The organism is Microcoleus sp. N9_B4 (assembly GCF_036701635.1).
GTDB lineage: Bacteria > Cyanobacteriota > Cyanobacteriia > Cyanobacteriales > Microcoleaceae > Microcoleus.
In genome coordinates this window covers 142,395-160,384 of sequence record NZ_JAUBRC010000003.1, presented here as the reverse complement: position 1 = coordinate 160,384, position 17,990 = coordinate 142,395, and the positions used below count along the sequence as shown (strand labels likewise).

At 48.2% G+C, this 17,990-nt stretch carries 15 protein-coding genes; 10 read left to right on the top strand and 5 right to left on the bottom strand.

Annotated features, from left to right (window positions below):
- Positions 1-65 precede the first annotated feature (65 nt).
- Entirely contained in the window at positions 66-1,880 is a 1,815-nt protein-coding gene (gene atzF / locus QUA43_RS03040; protein WP_333370897.1) for an allophanate hydrolase, read from the top strand.
- 40 nt (positions 1,881-1,920) lie between these two features.
- The gene (locus tag QUA43_RS03035) at positions 1,921-2,664 is read left to right on the top strand and encodes a calcium-binding protein (RefSeq protein WP_333370895.1); all 744 of its coding nucleotides are present in this window, start codon (positions 1,921-1,923) and stop codon (positions 2,662-2,664) included.
- Positions 2,665-2,868: 204 nt separating this feature from the next.
- Here QUA43_RS03035 and QUA43_RS03030 read toward each other — a convergent pair whose 3' ends face one another.
- The gene (locus QUA43_RS03030; RefSeq protein ID WP_333371043.1) at positions 2,869-3,081 is read right to left on the bottom strand and encodes a hypothetical protein; all 213 of its coding nucleotides are present in this window, start codon (positions 3,079-3,081) and stop codon (positions 2,869-2,871) included.
- On the opposite strand from QUA43_RS03030, the gene truB reads away from it, so the two are divergent.
- The 4 genes from truB to QUA43_RS03010 all read left to right on the top strand — a co-directional run bounded on the left by truB (position 3,038) and on the right by QUA43_RS03010 (position 6,872).
- Positions 3,038-3,979 (top strand): tRNA pseudouridine(55) synthase TruB, encoded by a 942-nt coding sequence (gene truB, locus QUA43_RS03025; protein ID WP_333370893.1) that lies wholly within the window; start codon positions 3,038-3,040, stop codon positions 3,977-3,979. The genes QUA43_RS03030 and truB overlap by 44 nt on opposite strands.
- Before the next feature lie 148 nt (positions 3,980-4,127).
- Positions 4,128-4,358 (top strand): membrane protein insertion efficiency factor YidD, encoded by a 231-nt coding sequence (gene yidD / locus QUA43_RS03020; RefSeq protein ID WP_333370892.1) that lies wholly within the window; start codon positions 4,128-4,130, stop codon positions 4,356-4,358.
- Positions 4,359-4,553: 195 nt separating this feature from the next.
- On the top strand, positions 4,554-5,768 hold the full coding sequence (locus tag QUA43_RS03015; protein ID WP_333370890.1) for a response regulator: 1,215 nt from the start codon (positions 4,554-4,556) through the stop codon (positions 5,766-5,768).
- Positions 5,769-5,873: 105 nt separating this feature from the next.
- Complete coding sequence (locus tag QUA43_RS03010) at positions 5,874-6,872, top strand: glycosyltransferase (RefSeq protein WP_333370888.1); 999 nt, start codon at positions 5,874-5,876, stop codon at positions 6,870-6,872.
- 135 nt (positions 6,873-7,007) lie between these two features.
- On the opposite strand, the gene QUA43_RS03005 is transcribed toward QUA43_RS03010, so the two are convergent.
- From QUA43_RS03005 to QUA43_RS02990, 4 genes are all read right to left on the bottom strand, one after another.
- Positions 7,008-7,580 (bottom strand): Uma2 family endonuclease, encoded by a 573-nt coding sequence (locus tag QUA43_RS03005; RefSeq protein WP_333371035.1) that lies wholly within the window; start codon positions 7,578-7,580, stop codon positions 7,008-7,010.
- 8 nt (positions 7,581-7,588) lie between these two features.
- Positions 7,589-7,918 (bottom strand): iron-sulfur cluster assembly accessory protein, encoded by a 330-nt coding sequence (locus tag QUA43_RS03000; RefSeq protein ID WP_333370886.1) that lies wholly within the window; start codon positions 7,916-7,918, stop codon positions 7,589-7,591.
- Positions 7,919-8,064: 146 nt separating this feature from the next.
- Positions 8,065-8,484 carry a phosphomannose isomerase type II C-terminal cupin domain gene (locus QUA43_RS02995; protein ID WP_015175415.1) on the bottom strand — a complete coding sequence of 140 codons (420 nt, stop codon included), beginning with the start codon at positions 8,482-8,484 and terminating at the stop codon, positions 8,065-8,067.
- A gap of 279 nt (positions 8,485-8,763) precedes the next feature.
- The gene (locus QUA43_RS02990; protein WP_333370883.1) at positions 8,764-9,741 is read right to left on the bottom strand and encodes a Fic family protein; all 978 of its coding nucleotides are present in this window, start codon (positions 9,739-9,741) and stop codon (positions 8,764-8,766) included.
- A 416-nt stretch (positions 9,742-10,157) separates the two neighbouring features.
- Here QUA43_RS02990 and gltB point away from each other — a divergent pair, with 416 nt between their 5' ends.
- From gltB to QUA43_RS02970, 4 genes are all read left to right on the top strand, one after another.
- Entirely contained in the window at positions 10,158-14,744 is a 4,587-nt protein-coding gene (gltB, locus tag QUA43_RS02985; RefSeq protein ID WP_333370881.1) for a glutamate synthase large subunit, read from the top strand.
- 95 nt (positions 14,745-14,839) lie between these two features.
- Positions 14,840-15,364: a hypothetical protein gene (locus QUA43_RS02980; protein ID WP_333370880.1), complete on the top strand. Its 525-nt coding sequence runs from the start codon at positions 14,840-14,842 to the stop codon at positions 15,362-15,364.
- 243 nt (positions 15,365-15,607) lie between these two features.
- The gene (locus tag QUA43_RS02975; protein ID WP_333370878.1) at positions 15,608-16,954 is read left to right on the top strand and encodes a hypothetical protein; all 1,347 of its coding nucleotides are present in this window, start codon (positions 15,608-15,610) and stop codon (positions 16,952-16,954) included.
- Positions 16,951-17,961, top strand: a complete 1,011-nt coding sequence (locus tag QUA43_RS02970) for a DNA-processing protein DprA (RefSeq protein WP_333370877.1) — start codon at positions 16,951-16,953, stop codon at positions 17,959-17,961. The genes QUA43_RS02975 and QUA43_RS02970 overlap by 4 nt, the downstream gene beginning before the upstream one ends.
- Positions 17,962-17,990: the final 29 nt, after the last annotated feature.

Here is a 17,990-nt window from a genome sequence, read left to right as displayed (position 1 = left end):
ATATGAAGTCAATTCTTCAATCTAAAATCTAAAATCTAAAATCTAAAATCCACTGACGGTGCATTATGGAAAAATTTAACTACAGCAACAGTCTCGACATTCATTCGCTGCTCGATCGCTACCGCACCGGCTCGATCGCGCCTGCAGATGCAATCGCGAGCGTGTACGATCGGATCGAACGCTATGCAGATCCGGCGGTATGGATTTATTTAGCACCGCAGGCGGAAACCCTCGAACGCGCCAAAGCTTTGGAAAACCTAGACCCGCAGCAATTGCCACTCTACGGGATACCTTTTGCGATCAAAGATAATCTCGATTGGGCGGGCGTTCCGACTACGGCGGGATGTCCGCAGTTTGCTCGCACTCCAGCGCGATCGTCCGCAGTCATAGAGCGTTTGTGCGCGGCAGGTGCGATCGCGATCGGCAAAACAAACATGGATCAGTTTGCCACAGGATTAGTGGGAACCCGCACGCCCTATGGAGTTTGTCGCAATCCGTTCGATCGGCGCTACATCCCCGGCGGATCGAGTTCCGGTTCCGCAGCAGCAGTCTCCGCCGGATTGGTGAGTTTTGCTCTGGGTACCGATACCGCAGGCTCGGGGCGGGTTCCCGCTGCTTTTACCAACATTGTCGGGCTGAAGCCAAGTTGCGGGCTGGTAAGCACTCGCGGCCTGCTACCGGCGGTGCGATCGCTCGATTGCGTTTCTGTGTTCGCTCTCACCTGTGCGGATGCAGCCTCCGTGCTGCAAGTAGCCAGCGGTTTCGACGCTGAGGATGCGTTTTCTCGTCGCCCTGAAACGAAAGTTTTGCCAGATTTATCCCGCTTACGGGTGGGAATTCCCGCAGACGGCGAACTCGAATTTTTCGGGAATGCAGAAGCCGAACAGCGCTACCGAGAGGCGATCTCGCGCTTGCAATCCTTGGGCTGCACGATCGCACCTATTGACTTCAAACCCTTTGCGGATGCTGCCGAACTGCTCTACGGCGGGCCTTGGGTAGCAGAAAGGTTGGCGGCGATCGGTGATTTCATCGACGCGCACCCAGATGCGATCGATCCGATCGTCTACGAGATTATCAGCGGCGGCAAACGCTACGATGCCGTCTCAGCCTACCGCGCGTCGTACCGATTGGCCGAACTCCGCCAGCAGGCAGAAATTCAGTGGCAGTCAATGGATGTGTTGGCGGTTCCCACGACTGGTACGATTTATACAGTCGCAGAAGTTGCAGCCGAACCGATCGCGCTCAACACCAATCTCGGCCGCTACACGAACTTTGCGAATTTGCTCGATTTGTGCGCGATCGCAGTTCCCAGCGGGTTTCAAAGCAGCGGATTGCCTGCAGGATTGACACTGATGGCTCCTGCGTGGCACGATTTATCGCTCTGTCGCCTGGGATCTGCTTTCCACGATCGCTTGGGGGGAACTTTGGGCGCAACCGGCCTGCCACTGCCAACCGTCCCGGAACCCGCCATCGCAGCCAAAACTTCCTCAGAAGAACGAGTCAAAATAGCCGTAGTTGGCGCTCATTTGAGCGGCGAGCCGCTGAATTATCAATTAATTGAGGGGGGAGGCATTTTGGTTCGCGCCTGCCGTACCAGCCCGATTTACAAGCTGTACGCTTTGACGGGTAATGCTCTGGGCAAGCCGGGATTGGTGCGTCAGATAGAGGGCGGTAGCGCGATCGAGGTGGAAGTTTGGGAGTTGTCGATCTCCGCTTTCGGCGGATTTGTCGCTAAAATTCCCCCGCCCTTGGGAATTGGTACGCTGGTGTTGGAGGACGGCTCCACGGTGCAGGGCTTTTTGTGCGAATCTTATGCTGTGGCGGATGCGATCGATATTTCTGATCTGGGCGGTTGGCGAGCGTATAACTTCCGGTTTTAGGCTAAGTTAGAATGGAAAATTTCTACCCATCTTCAGAATCATGCCATCATCAGTGCCAATTCGACCAATTCCCGTCACAACCCCAACCCCCAGCGGCGGTACCCGTCCCTCCGGGGCATCTGGCGGCAGGAATGGCACCAGCGGCCCCGACTCTCTCAGGGGTAGTGCGGGCGCGGACTTGATATTTGGTTTGGGTGGCCCTGACAGCATTTTTGGCTTAGGCGCCGACGATTCCCTCTACGGTGGCGACGGCGACGACTCAATACTGGGGGACGCTGGCAATGATTTGCTGTTCGGCGGTGCCGGCCGCGACAGCGTTTTGGGCGGCGCCGGCGGCGATACTTTCTACGGCGGCAAAGGTTCTGACTCAATGCTGGGCGACGATGGCAATGATTTGCTGTTTGGCAACCAAGACACCGATACTTTGTTAGGAGGCGCGGGCGATGACTCGCTTTTTGGGGGTGCCGGCGATGACTCGCTTTTTGGTGGCATCGGCAATGACTGTTTATCGGGCGATCGCGGGCGAGATACTTTAACTGGCGGCGCCGGAAACGATACTTTTGCGATCGGGCGTTTGGCAGACGGGGATGTGATTACAGATTTTACGGATGGTACGGATCAAATTCGCTTGACTGCCGGCCTCACCTTTGGCGAAATCACCATTTCGGCTGGGGCCGGAACTTCGCCGAGTACAATTATTCAGCTTACAGACACCAAGGAAACTCTGGCTACTTTATTCGGAGTTGCCCGCGCTTCAATCAGTCAGGCAGACTTTATTCTTTAATTGGGTATTGGGGAATTGGGAATTGCGAATTGGGAATTGCGAATTAATAATTGGGCTGGCGGGTACTTTGTAATTTTAACTTTTCAATGTTGAACTTGTTAACTCAAAACCATTTTCGCGTTGCGAATAACGTTAGCTTTAGCGTTCCCAAATAAAGCAATCTCAAAACTTTTCCTCTTCCTTTTTCCTGCTTCCTTCTCTCCGTTAAATGCCGTACACTGCTTCGTTGCCTTCTTCCCTCTTCCCTCTTCCCTCTTCCCTCTTCCTTCTTCCCTCTTCCTTCTTCCCTCTTCCCTCTTCCCTCTTCCCTCTTCCCTCTTCCTTCTTCCTTCTTCCCTCTTCCTTCTTCCTTCTTCCTTCTTCCTTCTTCCTAATGACTACTGACGGTTTTCTCAATCTCAACAAACCTGCGGGCATGACATCTCACGACTGCGTGGGGCGAGTGCGCCGGCTATTGAAACTCAAGCGAGTCGGACACGGAGGAACCCTCGATCCTGCTGTGACTGGCGTTTTGCCGATCGCCCTGGGCAAAGCAACCAGACTGCTGCAATATCTCCAACACAATAAAGCTTACCGAGGCACGATTCGCTTTGGCTTAACTACCGCTACTGACGATTTAGAAGGAGAAATTATCCATTCTCGACCTGTACCGGAGTTGAGTTTGGAACAAGTGCAAGTTGCACTGCCAAAATTCCTAGGAAAAATCGAGCAATTTCCACCGAGTTTTAGTGCGGTGCAGGTGGGAGGAAAACGCCTTTATGAGTTAGCGAGAAAAGGCGAAACTGTGGAAGTTGCTGCTAGAAATGTTGAGGTTTTTCGGCTGGAAATATTGGATTGGCGATCGGGGGATTTTCCTGAATTGGATTTGTCGATCGCCTGCGGGGCGGGTACTTACATTCGGGCGATCGCGCGGGATTTGGGCGCACTGTTGAATGCAGGCGGTACTTTGGCTTGTTTGACTCGCACCGAAAGTAGCGGTTTTTCGATCGACCAAAGTCTAACTTTTGAAGAATTGGAACTGCAATTGCAGGAGAATAAATTCTGCCCGATTTTGCCATCGGCGGTTTTGGGACATTTAGGGGCGATCGTCCTTTCCCCTGAATATACCAAACGCTGGTTTCAAGGACAGCGCCTCCCAATTCCCGAAACGCCGATCGGGCCAGAGGAGGAAAGTACGAACAATCCCTTCCACAACCCAATACCCGAACCTCCCTATCCGATGCAGGTTTACGATCGAGACGGTAATTTTTTAGGTATCGGTCAAGTAGCCAACTCAGAGACAAGTACCATATTATCTCCTCAAATTGTGCTTTAACTATCTAAAATAAAAAGGAAAATAGGTATAATTATAATGGGAAAGTTAGCGTAATTATAAATGCTGAGAATGCCTTCGATGCACCTAGCTGACAGCGATACAGGACGATATTTGGCTATTAATCTAATCAATCGCTGAGGTAAAAATTGTGAAGATATTGCTAATTGGATTAATCCGAGGCTACAAAATGGGGATTTCTCCTTACCTGCCTAACGCCTGTAGATTTCAGCCAACTTGTTCGCAATACGCGATCGAAGCAATAGAAAGATTTGGGCCGGCCCGCGGCAGCTCAATGGCAGTTAAGCGAATTTTACGCTGTCATCCTTTTCATCCAGGGGGTTACGATCCAGTACCTCCCACAGATAGCAAGGGCAATTAGTTATTAGTTAGAAGCCGAATTTTAGTTATTAGTTAATAGGGCAAATAGCCGTTACATCCTCATGGCTAAAACTCCTGGGGGGAATCACTCCCTGATGGGGTTACATTCGCAGAATAATCAGTAAAATTACTGTTATCTTTCAAAACTCAGCAGCTATATAATGGTACAAACAGAGTACAGGGGATGCGAGTTGATATGTCTGCTACCGCAATCGGATACAAAATGTTGTCCCATACTCTGGCTGTACTCAGCCAGAAACAAGCAACGGGGAAACTGCTGTTAGAGCAAGGGGAACAGCAGTGGCAACTTTACTTTTTTCAGGGTTGTTTGGTTTATGCCACAGGAGGATCGCACAGATCGAGGCGCTGGTATAGGGCGATCGGGCAACACTGTCGAAACTTTCAAGTGGATCTCAGAGACCTCGATGCTGGAGAACTGTGGGAATATCAACTGCTTCAGCGAGGGATAGCAGCCAGCGAAATGAGCCTGGAACAAGCTAGGGCGATCGTCCACACCAGCCTTTCCGAAGTGTTATTTGCTCTGATCGGTCAATCGGGTTTGCGCCGGGAGTGGCGTCCGTCCCAGAAATATTTTTCTACCATTACCTCTTCTTTGCTGCTGTCTTTAACAGAAGTAGAGAAAATTCTGTGTTGTACAGAAGAAATTTGGCAGAAGTGGAAAGCAATGGGTTTGTGGCTGGTAGATCCAGAACAAGCACCACTTTTAAAAGCATCGGCCCAGTTGCAGCAAAATCGATTTAGTTCTAATTCTTTGATCGCTTTGGGTAACGTATTCAACGGCGAGAATACTCTTTGGGATATTGCATTTAAGAAAAAGCAGTGCGTGACAGTGGCAACTCGCGCTTTAGTTAATTACATCAAGCAGGGTTTAGTAAATTTCCGAACAGTACCAGACTTGCCGTCGCCTATAGAACAGTGGCGCCTTGCCGCGGCGATCGCAGGGCCGGGTCGCCCTTTGATTGCCTGTATCGATGACAGTCCGACAGTTTGCGAATTTTTAGAGCAAATTTTATTGCCGGAGGGGTATCGAGTCCTAAAAATTCAAGACCCCATGCAGGGAGTGGGCATCCTCGCCAAACAAAAGCCTGCCTTAATTTTTATGGACGTGGTAATGCCGAAGACAAGTGGCTTTGCTTTGTGCAATTTTTTGCGAAAAGCACCTGCTTTTCGGGAAACTCCGATCGTGTTTTTGACCAGTCAAGACAGTATAATTGACCGCACGCGAGCGAAATTGACAGGTGCTTCCGATTTTTTGAGCAAGCCAGCCAATCCCGAACAGGTTTTGGAAATAGTTGACAAGTATTTGAAGGTCAAAGGCGATCGCTACCCTTTCGCAATTCGCCCCCATGATTTACTGAACTCGCACCAACTTACCTTGGCAAATTCTTGACCCCAAATTAATGAACACAATAACCCCTTGCTGGGTGCGTCAGGAACTGACGCACCCTACGCTCATTGTAAAATAAAGACGCAATCGAATTTAAGATAATTAATTATGAGTAATGTTACGATCGATCGCACTCCGCAGGTGAGCGTAGTAATTCCGGCTTACAACTGCGCGGATTACGTCGGCCAAGCCGTAGATAGCGTTCTGCACCAAACCTATGCTAACTGGGAAATTATTGTCGTAGACGACGGTTCCAAAGATGACACTAGATTAGTTTTAGAGAAATATGGCGATCGAATTCGCTACATTTACCAAAAAAATCAAGGAGTTTCGATTGCCAGAAATCACGGCATCGAGCTAGCGCGAGGAGAATTTATCGCCTTTCTCGATGCTGACGACTACTTTTTCCCCGACAAATTAGCAGCACAAATGGCTGTATTTGCAGCGCAACCAAATCTAGGAATCGTTCACAGCGGCTGGCGTCTAGTTAATAGTATAGGCGAACCGCTAAAAGATGTCAAACCCTGGCAAAATGTCCCTAAATTAGACTTAGAAATGTGGCTGCGGTGGAAACCCGTATTACCCAGCGCGATGGTATTTCGCCGTCAGTGGTTAGAGCGCGCCGGCGGATTTGATCCTCGATTTCCCCCAGCGGAAGATACAGATTTAGTGCTGCGTTTAGCCTTAATGGGATGTGAAGCAGAGTGGTTGCAGCAAGTAACTGTTTGCTACCGCCAGCACGAACAAAGCGCCATGTACAAAGGTTTACCGCAGGCTAAATCCCTCGCCGCAGTGATGGACAATTTTTTTGCCCGCCCCGAGTTGCCGGATAAAATACGTTTGTTGGAAAAGCACATCAAGTACAGTACCTTAGTTTGGATTGCTTGGTATTTGTACCGCACCTGTCATTCTGTTGAGATGGTAGAGTTTTTGCAGCGTTCTTGGAATTATACGCCTTATTTGCCTGTGGAAACAGTAATTAATTGGGCGGAAGCTTTCGCCGAGTTTTCGCAGGATGCGGGAAATGAATTGGATGCAGATTTGTTAGCTCAATCTCCCGAGTGGCAGCAGTTAATGCAGTGGGTTATTCTCGGTACGCCAGCTTGATTGAAAGCTTTTCCATTGCACTCATATCGTTTAGGTTGCATAGGAATTATTTAACCGCAGAGAGCGCAGAGGACACAGAGGAAGAGAAGAGAGGCTTTTCGCATTTCTGGCCATGTAAAACCTGCATAAACTTTATTAGGCTTCAGTTTGAGTTTCTGCTTCAGTAAAAATTGGCGGCCACAGTTCAGCAATTGGCAATTCCCAACCAGGGAAAAGTTCGGGGACAGTCAAAATATCTTCATTTCCCAGCACAATCGGTTCACCTTCCTGACGATAAACTGTTACAGTTTCTTCATCTGGATCGATCAAAATTCCTACTTGCGCTCCGAGTTCTATAAAATTATTAATCTTTTTTTCTAGGGGTTTAATGCGATCGCTCTGTGATTTAATTTCTACTACCAAGTCTGGGACTAATTCTCCGAAATAACGGGGACTTTGCCTGAGACGTGCGGCTCGGACAAAAGAAACATCAGGTGCTGTAAGGTTAGCATCAGGTAAAATAAAGCCGCCTGCGGAGTCAAAAACTCGACCCAAACGGCGGGGATAAACCCAATTGGCGAGCAGCCAACTGAAAATTACACCTATTTCGCTAGATACAATATCTGACGGGCCCACAATGATAATCCTCCCGCTTTCTAGTTCAACTTGGTAGTCTTGACCGGCTTCTTTGAAGGTTTTTTGGACTTTTTCTAAGTCTTTGAGTGTCATCATATTGATTATTCCTTGGCAGAAAAGGAGTTGCCGCAGCTACAGCTTTGAGCGGCATTGGGATTGTGAAATCGGAAACCTCCGCCCATCAAGTCTTCTGAATAATCCAAGGTAAGCTCATTGAGATATTTTAAGTGCTGGGGGTCGATCGCAACTTCAATTCCCTCCGACTCGCATACAGAGTCTTCTGGGGCTGGCGCATCGTCAAATGCCATTGTATAAGACAAACCGGAGCAGCCGCTCGATTCCACGCCCAGACGAAATAAAGCATTGGGGTTCGGATGCTTCGACTTGAGGCGCGTTACTTCGGTTGCTGCTGTTTTGCTCAGATGAATCATTATGAGTAATTGGTAATTGGTAATTGGTAATTGGGAAGTAATGTTGAGTTTTGAAAATGTAGAATGTGCCTAGGCGTGTACCTTACCCGTAGAATGTAGGGTGCGCCGGGCCGCGCACCTTACCCCTATATTTTTAGCAACTTGAGTTACTTAGCCTTTTCTGTACGGGCATAATCGTCTTGAAAGCGGATAATATCATCTTCTCCGAGATATTCGCCATTCTGCACCTCAATTAAAACCAGGGGGATAACTCCCGGATTTTCCAGGCGGTGAGAAATGCACTGAGGAACGTAGGTAGACTGATTTGTAAACAGAACTTGTTCTGTTTCGCCGCAAGTAACTTTTGCAGTACCACAAACTACGATCCAGTGTTCGCTGCGGTGGTGGTGCATTTGCAGGCTGAGGCGGTGTCCGGGCTTAACTTCGATCCGCTTAATTTTATATCCTGGGCCTTCTTCTAGAGTCGTAAATGAGCCCCAAGGCCGCAATTCTGTAGCGGCTATTCCGTTGGGTGCGGCAGGTGCGTGCAGGGTAGATACTTGAGAAATTTCTTGAATCTGAACCATGATTTTCACTCCTTGAGGATTGCTTGCTGAATCCTTTGGTAAACAACGTTGTTTTTTGAGATTAACTAATCTATAGTTAAAACCGAAGCCCACCTGCGGGGACTGGTTAGCCGACTGTAGAGTTTTGCAAGATTTGTGCTCAGCCCGATCGACTTGCCTTAACAACCATAGCAAAACCAACATAGCTGTTGTCACCTGTTATTTAGATCGATCGCCCCAATCTACATCAAATCTTCATAGAAAGGGCGCTGGTTCTTGAATATTGATTAAAGGTGAATCCTAATCCAGCTCTTGAGACTGCTGCTGCAAAACTTCTAGCATCTCTTGATAGAAAGGCAGCCCTTGACTTTGGCTATCGCTGGCGGTTGCTAGGATTTGCAAGGTTTCGATCAGCGAGTATCGCGCCGCATCTACAATAAGATCGAGGAGCGGATGAATCCCAGAACCCTGCTGCTGTGCTTCTGCGATCGCATCGATGTAGTCAGCACGCACCTGGTTAGAGATAATGACAATGGGATATCCCGCCCGCAACAGCAGGAGATTCATCAATAGCCGTCCCGTCCGTCCGTTACCATCCCGAAATGGATGAATCGAAACAAAGCGAAGATGTGCTTCGGCTGCATACTCTAACGGATGTAACGATTTGATTTTATCACTGTTGAGCCATTGGATAAATTCCGGCATCAAACCCGAAAGCAAATAATGAGGCGGATAGAGGTATTCAGTACCGGCGGCTTTGACATCTAACTGCCGATATCGTCCAGCTTCCTCCGGGGCGATCGCCCTTATAATTAAGTTGTGAATTTGTTTAATCTCCCATTCACCGATCGCGGTGTCCGATCGCGTTAGCATTTCAATGTAGTCGATCGCATCTCGATGTCCGATGACTTCTAGGTGTTCGCGCAAAGTTTTGCCACCGACAGTAATGCCGGTTTCGAGGACTAATTCGGTTTCGCGCTGCGTCAAGGTGTTTCCCTCAATCGCATTGGAGTGATAAGTAAACCGAACGTCATAGAGTTTTTTCAATTCTGCAACCAGGGTGGGAGAAAGTGGCCGAAAGCTATCTAACCAGGCTTTGAGTCGATCGACTTTTTGCAATTTTTCTGAAAAGTTCATCGCGGATGAGAAGGCAAAATGCTGGTGGAGAATGTCACCCAGACGCTGAGGATACAGTCGCATTAACAATGCTATAAACTCATTTCTCAATAACAGGCAAGATGCCTGTTCCACAGAGAGTAAATTTTGTGGGCTGGGCATCTTGCCCGCCCTTGAAAAGCTGATTAACAATGGTGCAAGATGTGAGTTGGTATCGGAATTACTCATCTCTCTTCTCTCCCTCTGCGCTCTCTGCGACCTCTGCGGTTAAATAATTCAAAATATATAATTGATCGTCTAGTTGCCAACAAGCTGTTTTTCACTTATTTATGAACAGGCAAGATGCCTGTTCCACAAGAAAATTCACTCTTTGTGGAACAGGCATCTTGCCTGTTGCTGACAATGGTGCAACATCTCAGGTTTAACTATTTTTTCACGATCTATCGCATAAGCTTAGATTTTTTGGTAACTCTACCTAATTGAGTAGATCCACATATAATACATGATACTAGATCGATCGCCATCCCACGCTCTACTCTAGATCAACATCTTTTCACCACTTTGAGAGACACATCAAAATGAACAACAACGGACTGCCACAAAAGCAAGGCCTGTACGATCCGCAGTTCGAGCACGACGCTTGCGGAGTCGGATTCATCGTACACATGAAGGGTAACAAATCCCACGAAATTGTCGAGCAGGCACTGACAATCCTGCTGAACCTCGACCACCGGGGCGCGTGTGGCTGCGAACCCAACACCGGAGACGGGGCGGGGATTTTGATGCAGGTGCCCCACAAGTTTCTCAAGAAAGTAACGGCGGCCCTCAACATCGAACTTCCCGAAGCCGGCGAGTACGGCGTTGGCGCGATTTACTCGTCGCCAAATCAAACTGAACGCGAAAACGGCAAACGCATTTTTGAGGAAATCGCCGCAGAAGAAGGCCAGGAAGTGCTGGGCTGGCGCGATGTTCCCACCGACAACTCGTCCCTCGGCGACACCGCCAAATCTAGCGAACCCTTCATGCAGCAAGTGTTCCTCCGGCGGGCCGCCGGTATTGACGAGGCGGCTTTCGAGCGGAAACTGTACGTCATCCGCAAACGGGCTCACAACGCCATCCGCAGGACTAACACAGACCCCTACTGGTATAATTCCACTCTCTCGTGCCGGACGATCGTCTACAAGGGTATGTTAATGCCGGTGCAAGTCGGCGATTACTATCCCGAACTGCACGACCCCGACATGGAAAGCGCTCTAGCCCTGGTTCACTCGCGCTTCAGCACGAATACTTTTCCGAGTTGGGAACGATCGCACCCTTACCGCTACATCGCCCACAACGGCGAAATTAACACGATGCGCGGCAACATTAACTGGATGCACGCGCGGCAATCGCTGTTCGAGTCGGAACTATTCGGCGATGACTTAAAGAAAATCCCCAATTTAATCAATATCGAAGGCAGCGACTCGACGATTTTTGATAATGCTTTGGAATTGCTGAATTTGGCCGGGCGTTCTTTGCCGCACGCCGTAATGATGATGATTCCCGAACCTTGGACAGCCCACGAGTCCATGAGTGACGAGAAAAAAGCTTTCTACGAATACCATTCTTGCTTGATGGAACCTTGGGACGGCCCAGCTTCGATCGCATTTACCGATGGTACATCGATCGGGGCAGTGCTCGATCGCAACGGTTTGCGCCCTTCCCGCTACTGCGTTACCAAAGATGACTTGGTAATTATGGCATCGGAAGCCGGAGTTTTGCCGATCGCCCCAGAACGAATTGTATCAAAAGGTCGCTTGCAACCGGGGCGGATGTTCCTAGTAAATACCGAGGAAGGCCGCATCGTCTCTGACGAGGAAATTAAAACCAAAATCGCCACAGAACACCCGTACCGCCAGTGGATCGACCAGCACATGGTCGAAATCGCCAAACTCAAAGATGCGCCGGCATTAGCAGAATCCCACCCGGAAACATTATTGCAGCGGCAAATGGCCTTTGGCTACACCTTTGAAGAACTGCGGTTGCTGTTAGCACCGATGGCGAAAGATGGCGTGGAAGCTGTCGGCGCGATGGGTGCGGATACGCCGCTGGCGGTGCTTTCCAATCGGCCAAAACTGCTTTATGAATACTTCCAGCAGTTGTTTGCTCAAGTTACCAATCCGCCAATTGATTCTATCCGCGAAGAAATTGTAACTTCTGCCGAAACTACGATCGGCGCTGAACGCAATTTGCTCAAACCGGAACCCGAAAGCTGTCATTTGATTGAACTGAAAACGCCAATTCTCAGCAATGAAGAATTAGCTAAGCTCAAACACGTAAATGAGGGCAATTTCCGGTCGATTACACTGCCGATTTTGTTTGACCCCAAAAGCGGCGTAAAAGGTCTAGAACAAGCCTTAGAAGAGGTTTTTGCAGCAGCAGACAGCGCGATCGCCTCCGGGGTGAATATCCTCATTTTGAGCGATCGGGGTATCAGTCCAGACAAAGCCCCAATTCCGGCGCTGCTGGCAGTTGCGGGCCTGCACCACCACTTGATCCGCAAAGGTACGCGCACGCGGGCGGGACTCGTTCTCGAATCCGGCGAACCGCGCGAAGTGCATCACTTTGCGACACTTATTGGATATGGTTGCGGCGCGATTAATCCGTATTTGGCCTTTGAGACGATCGCCGATTCGATCCGCGAAGGATTGCTGCTAAATGTCGAGTACAAAACAGCTTGCAAAAACTACATCAAAGCCGCCACTAAAGGGGTGACGAAAGTTGCCTCGAAAATTGGGATTTCCACAATTCAAAGTTATCGCGGCGCGCAGATTTTTGAGGCGATCGGCTTAAACAAATCCGTAGTCGATAAATACTTTGCTTGGACAGCATCGCGGATTGAAGGTGTAGACCTCGAAGTCATCGCCCAAGAAGCAATTTTACGCCATACTCACGCATTCCCAGACCGCCCAGCCAGCGGACATACTCTCGATGTCGGCGGCGAATATCAGTGGCGGAAAGAAGGCGAGGCGCATTTGTTTAGCCCGCAGACAATTCACGCGCTGCAAAAGTCGGTGCGCGAGGGCAGTTATACGCTTTTCAAACAGTATTCTGGGCTGGTAAACGAACAAAACCAGCAGCATTTTACCTTGCGCGGTTTGTTGCAATTCAAACAGCGGGAATCGATACCCCTTGAGGAAGTTGAGCCGATCGAGTCTATTCTCAAACGCTTTAAAACTGGGGCGATGAGTTACGGTTCGATTTCTAAGGAAGCCCACGAATCGCTAGCAGTAGCGATGAACCGCATTGGTGGCAAATCGAACACCGGTGAAGGCGGCGAAGATCCCGATCGCTACACTTGGACGAACGATCGCGGCGACTCGAAAAACAGCGCGATCAAACAAGTTGCTTCCGGGCGTTTCGGCGTTACCAGCTTGTACCTTTCCCAAGCGCGGGAACTGCAAATCAAGATGGCGCAAGGCGCGAAACCCGGTGAAGGCGGACAGTTGCCCGGTAAAAAAGTATACCCGTGGATTGCCAAGGTGCGGAACTCGACTCCGGGTGTGGGTTTGATTTCACCTCCTCCTCACCACGACATTTATTCGATCGAAGATTTGGCCGAATTGATTCACGACTTGAAAAATTCCAACCGGGAAGCGCGGATTAGCGTCAAACTGGTGTCGGAAGTTGGAGTCGGGACGATCGCGGCGGGTGTTGCTAAGGCCCACGCCGATGTCGTGTTGATTTCCGGCTATGACGGCGGTACCGGCGCTTCGCCGCAAACTTCGATCAAACACGCCGGTTTACCTTGGGAATTGGGATTGGCGGAAACTCACCAAACTTTGGTACTCAACAATCTCCGCAGCCGGATTGTCGTGGAAACTGACGGTCAAATGAAAACCGGTCGCGATGTAGTAATTGCTGCACTGCTTGGCGCTGAGGAATTCGGTTTTGCTACCGCGCCGCTGGTGACATTGGGCTGCATTATGATGCGCGTTTGCCACCTGAACACTTGCCCGGTGGGCGTGGCGACCCAAGACCCGCTGCTGCGGAAAAACTTTACCGGCGACCCCGATCACACGGTAAACTTTATGACTTTCATCGCGCAGGAAGTCCGGGAAATTATGGCGCAGTTGGGCTTCCGCACGCTGAATGAAATGGTGGGGCGGACTGATGTTTTGGAACCTCAGCAAGCTGTGGAACACTGGAAGGCTAAGGGTTTGGATTTCTCGAAAATCCTTTATCAGCCGGAGGTTGGGGCGGATGTCGGGCGCTATTGTCAGATGGCGCAGGATCACGGTTTGGAAAAGTCCCTGGATATGAGTGTACTGCTGGATTTGTGCAAAGGTGCGATCGAAAATGGCGAAAAAGTACACGCCAAACTGCCGATTACCAATGTCAACCGCGTTGTCGGCACAATTCTCGGCAACGAAATCACCAAACGCAACTGGGAAGGTTTGCCGGATGACACGGTGCACCTGCACTTCCAAGGCAGCGCCGGACAAAGCTTTGGCGCATTTGTTCCCAAGGGAGTCACCCTGGAGCTCGAAGGCGAAGCTAACGACTATTTGGGCAAGGGGCTCAGCGGCGGCAAAATCATCCTATATCCGTCGCCAGCTTCCACCTTTGTCGCGGAAGAAAACGTGATTGTCGGTAACGTAGTGCTTTACGGCGCGACATCCGGCGAGGTTTTCATCCGAGGGATAGCGGGCGAACGTTTTGGGGTGCGTAACTCCGGCGTTAACGCAGTAGTTGAAGGTGTGGGCGATCACGGTTGCGAGTACATGACTGGTGGCAAAGTTGTAGTTTTGGGCGAAACCGGGCGCAATTTTGCAGCGGGAATGAGTGGCGGTGTTGCTTACATTTTGGATGAGGCGGGGGATTTTGCTACTCGCTGCAATATGTCGATGGTGGATTTGGAAAAATTGGAGGATGTTGAGGAAATTAGCGATTTGCGGCAGTTAATTCAGACTCACTTTGATTTGACTGGAAGTGCGAAGGCATCGAAGGTTTTGGCAAATTGGGACTCGATGGTGCCGGTGTTTGTGAAGGTGATGCCGAGGGATTATAAGCGGGTGTTGCAGGCTATTGAAAGGGCGATCGCATCGGGTTTAAGCGGTGATGATGCGCTGACGGCTGCGTTTGAAGAAAATGCTCGCGATGTCGCCCGGATTGGCGGCAGCTAGGGTTTAGCATGAGGAATGGGTAATGGCTGTTACTCAGCAGTAATTGCCTATTCCTCACGAGCGATCGATTACTAATTATTAATTACAAACTACAAATGTTACAAAATATCAGTAATACCGAGGATGCGCTCATTGAAGAAATTCTTAAACGTTGGCAACCGCGATCGATTCGATGTGGTCGCCTAGTGCAACGGTTTGATAGCGTTTTGCATTGGCATTACAGCGTTGCTCTATCGGATGCGTCTGCGATCGGTTGGGGGCCGGAGCGATCGGGCAGTCCATCAGATCGAGGACGCTTGGCTATCGAGAAGCTAGGGGATAATTTTCATGATGCCCTGAAAGTTCCCTATCTCGATCGATCGGCAATTCTGACCAATTTAATTGCTTCTGTCCCGGCGTTTCACGAGCAATGGAACTATGGTGTTCAAGGCTGGAATTGCGAGCATTGGGCGCGTTTAGTAACGACCGGGCAACCGATTTCGTATCAAATCAAACATCAAGGTTTTGGAATTTTCGACCTATTTGGTACGTTGTACAATCGCGGGGAGGCGATCGCCCACCTCAATGGTCACAGAGACTATGCGACTCAACGAATCCGCGCGATCGCTGACAATGGTTAAAGCCTGTGTACGGTACGTCAAACATCAAGATTTTCTGGCGTATTTCAGGTTTTTGCCTGAAGCACCTTACTGATTACTCGCTATGTCGCTCGGATTGGCAGCAGTTAGGGTTTAAAATAAAGTCTAACAAGGGGCTTGAAACCCTTTTTTAGACTTACACTACCTATGTCCCGTATTTGTTGATTTTTATAGGTTTAGTGTAAGACACTCACCAATAATACTACAAGCAACTTTTAGCATTCCATGATTAGAATTCCTAGGAACAACAGGGTATTAACAGATAGTAAATTTTTGTTAATAGATTTGGATGGAACTTTAATAAATACCGCAGACATCGCATTGAAACCCATGAAAGATGGGCAGGAGCAAGCAGATTTATCACGGATTCAAATTTTTGATGGTGCTAGAGAATTTATCTCCCAAGCAACAGGTCTGGGATTTCAGTGTATTATTGTCTCTGATTCACATCCCAAATATGTCAATACAATTGTCAAAGAGTATTTTGGGAATATTTCTGCACTGTCGCTTGCAGATAAACCTAATACTTTAAAGACTATTAATTTTTTGCGTTCGGAAAACATAGAGCTTTCTGATAACAATTGTTACGTGCTAGGTGATTCTTGGTTAGATATCGAACTCGGTCGAGGACTACGAGTACCAACAGTGTTAACTTCATTCTATCAAACAACAAACTTAGAGATTCGAGACGGGATAGGTGATTATATTAAGAACATTAAGAGCGGTTCTACATACTACGCTGAGAATTACCATCAGATACTAAATATTCTGAGAAATCCTTTGCAGCATTTGCTGTGCTTGGAAGCTGGTTCCAGGGGTGTTGTAAGTTGCATAGCAAGGAAACCGCGTCGTGATGACTTTCCGCCAGATGGAAGCTTGACTGCTCACAGAATTTTGGCTAGGCAGTCTCAGGGTGAGTGCGATAAATACCATACTACGGAGAAATACTTCGAGTTCAATCGCGCTGATAGAAGCAGAGAGTTATTATTTACACTCCGTGATTCTGTTATAACTTATATAGACCGTATCCTAGAGGAAAGATCCTTTTTATGGGATATATTTACCTATGTCCCGGACAAGCGGACAACGCAACCAACGAATAAAATGGGGGAATTGTTTAACCTCATTGTTGAACTTGTTGGGCAGAGGACAGCTTCCTGGAATTGCCTCAGTATATTTGAGTGGAATGAGGGGGTAGATTCTTCAACTCGCAGACAACCTTCAGCAGGTGATCGGCGAAGGTTCGTTCGTAGTAACCTGATCTTGCAGGAGGGAGTGAATGTCAATGGCAAAAATGTCATAATAATTGATGATCAGTATACTACTGGAGCTACAGCAGATGCTCTGGCAGAGAAGCTACGCGCTAGAGGAGCAAAGAATGTTCTGTTCATTGCTTTGTTTCATCTGATAACATCTGTAAATAGCAGTAAGCTCTGTCCTAGATGTTCAGTCAATGGTCAGACTAAACAACTGCAAGTAAAGATTAATAGGCAAACTGGGCAGAAGTTTTACTCCTGCGTTCCACCTCAATATAAAGGCGATGGATGCGGATACACGGAGAACATAGTATGAAACGAAATTCGGAACTAAGCTTGATTATTCTCGCATTCTCTCTTCTCAAGGGAGTGGGGGCTGTATTTGTCAAGAAAAGTCTGGTTACTATACAAAATAGTTACCATTATTGGTCAAGTGCAAATGCTCATGATAGCCTTACTAAACTTCTAGCATTGGTGGAAAAAAAGTATTCAGCTTTAGAAATCGAAAAAGCTATTTCTCAAGCTGAGGATATACTTGCTGAATGTGAATCTCATGAAATTGGTTTCACTTCTGTTGTAGATGCAAACTATCCTAAGAAGCTTTTGGATTTAAAAGATCCTCCACCGATACTTTTTTTTAGGGGAAACCTATCTTTAGTAGATAAAGATGTAGTTACTCTCATTGGGACAAGGAAGCCAAATGAAAATGGCAAAATAATTGCCGAACGAGTTGGTAAATATTTTTCATCAAAAGGTTGGGTCATCTGTAATGGTTTAGCTGATGGCATAGACACTTTTTCAATTCTAGATCGGGACAACAATTGCTTTGCAGAGGTAATCGGAGTGGTAGGCAGTGGATTAGCTAAACCCTCTTTCCGATCTTTGCCCAAGCAGTCGGAAATTAATATTGAACGCATCTTGACAAATGGTGGACTTGTGGTCTCTGAAATTCCTCCTTTGAAGAAGCAAGATACTTTTTCAGTTGTGAAATCTTGTCGCATTCAAGCAGGGCTTGGAGCAGGTGTGATTCTTATCCAAAGTTCTCTTAACGGAGGCTCACGTTTCACGGTGAAAGCTTCGGTTGAGTCTAACAGACCCTTGGGAATTATACATCCTGTGGAACCAGATATGCACCGCGATGATTATAGTGCTAATAGAAAAATCATTGAATATGGGGTTCAAGGGTTAAATGAGTTTGTAGAGTTAAAAAACAGCAAAAGCTCCAACTCTAAAATTGTGGTTTTATTAACTAAACAGTCATATCCAGTGCTTGAGTCAGCTCTAAAAGAAGAGAAATTATCAAAGTTATTGCTCACTACCTAGCAGTCATTTTGAACGGATTCTGTTGATTC

Bases quoted from the DNA above. Each gene is read 5' to 3' on its own strand.
- gltB (WP_333370881.1), top strand. From the start codon at position 10,158: ATGAACAACAACGGACTGCCACAAAAGCAAGGCCTGTACGATCCGCAG.
- QUA43_RS02990 (WP_333370883.1), bottom strand. From the start codon at position 9,741: ATGCCCAGCCCACAAAATTTACTCTCTGTGGAACAGGCATCTTGCCTG.
- QUA43_RS03035 (WP_333370895.1), top strand. From the start codon at position 1,921: ATGCCATCATCAGTGCCAATTCGACCAATTCCCGTCACAACCCCAACC.
- QUA43_RS03005 (WP_333371035.1), bottom strand. From the start codon at position 7,580: ATGACACTCAAAGACTTAGAAAAAGTCCAAAAAACCTTCAAAGAAGCC.
- QUA43_RS03030 (WP_333371043.1), bottom strand. From the start codon at position 3,081: ATGCCCGCAGGTTTGTTGAGATTGAGAAAACCGTCAGTAGTCATTAGG.
- QUA43_RS02975 (WP_333370878.1), top strand. From the start codon at position 15,608: ATGATTAGAATTCCTAGGAACAACAGGGTATTAACAGATAGTAAATTT.
- truB (WP_333370893.1), top strand. From the start codon at position 3,038: ATGACTACTGACGGTTTTCTCAATCTCAACAAACCTGCGGGCATGACA.
- atzF (WP_333370897.1), top strand. From the start codon at position 66: ATGGAAAAATTTAACTACAGCAACAGTCTCGACATTCATTCGCTGCTC.
- QUA43_RS02995 (WP_015175415.1), bottom strand. From the start codon at position 8,484: ATGGTTCAGATTCAAGAAATTTCTCAAGTATCTACCCTGCACGCACCT.
- QUA43_RS03000 (WP_333370886.1), bottom strand. From the start codon at position 7,918: ATGATTCATCTGAGCAAAACAGCAGCAACCGAAGTAACGCGCCTCAAG.
- QUA43_RS03010 (WP_333370888.1), top strand. From the start codon at position 5,874: ATGAGTAATGTTACGATCGATCGCACTCCGCAGGTGAGCGTAGTAATT.
- QUA43_RS02980 (WP_333370880.1), top strand. From the start codon at position 14,840: ATGTTACAAAATATCAGTAATACCGAGGATGCGCTCATTGAAGAAATT.
- QUA43_RS03015 (WP_333370890.1), top strand. From the start codon at position 4,554: ATGTCTGCTACCGCAATCGGATACAAAATGTTGTCCCATACTCTGGCT.
- QUA43_RS02970 (WP_333370877.1), top strand. From the start codon at position 16,951: ATGAAACGAAATTCGGAACTAAGCTTGATTATTCTCGCATTCTCTCTT.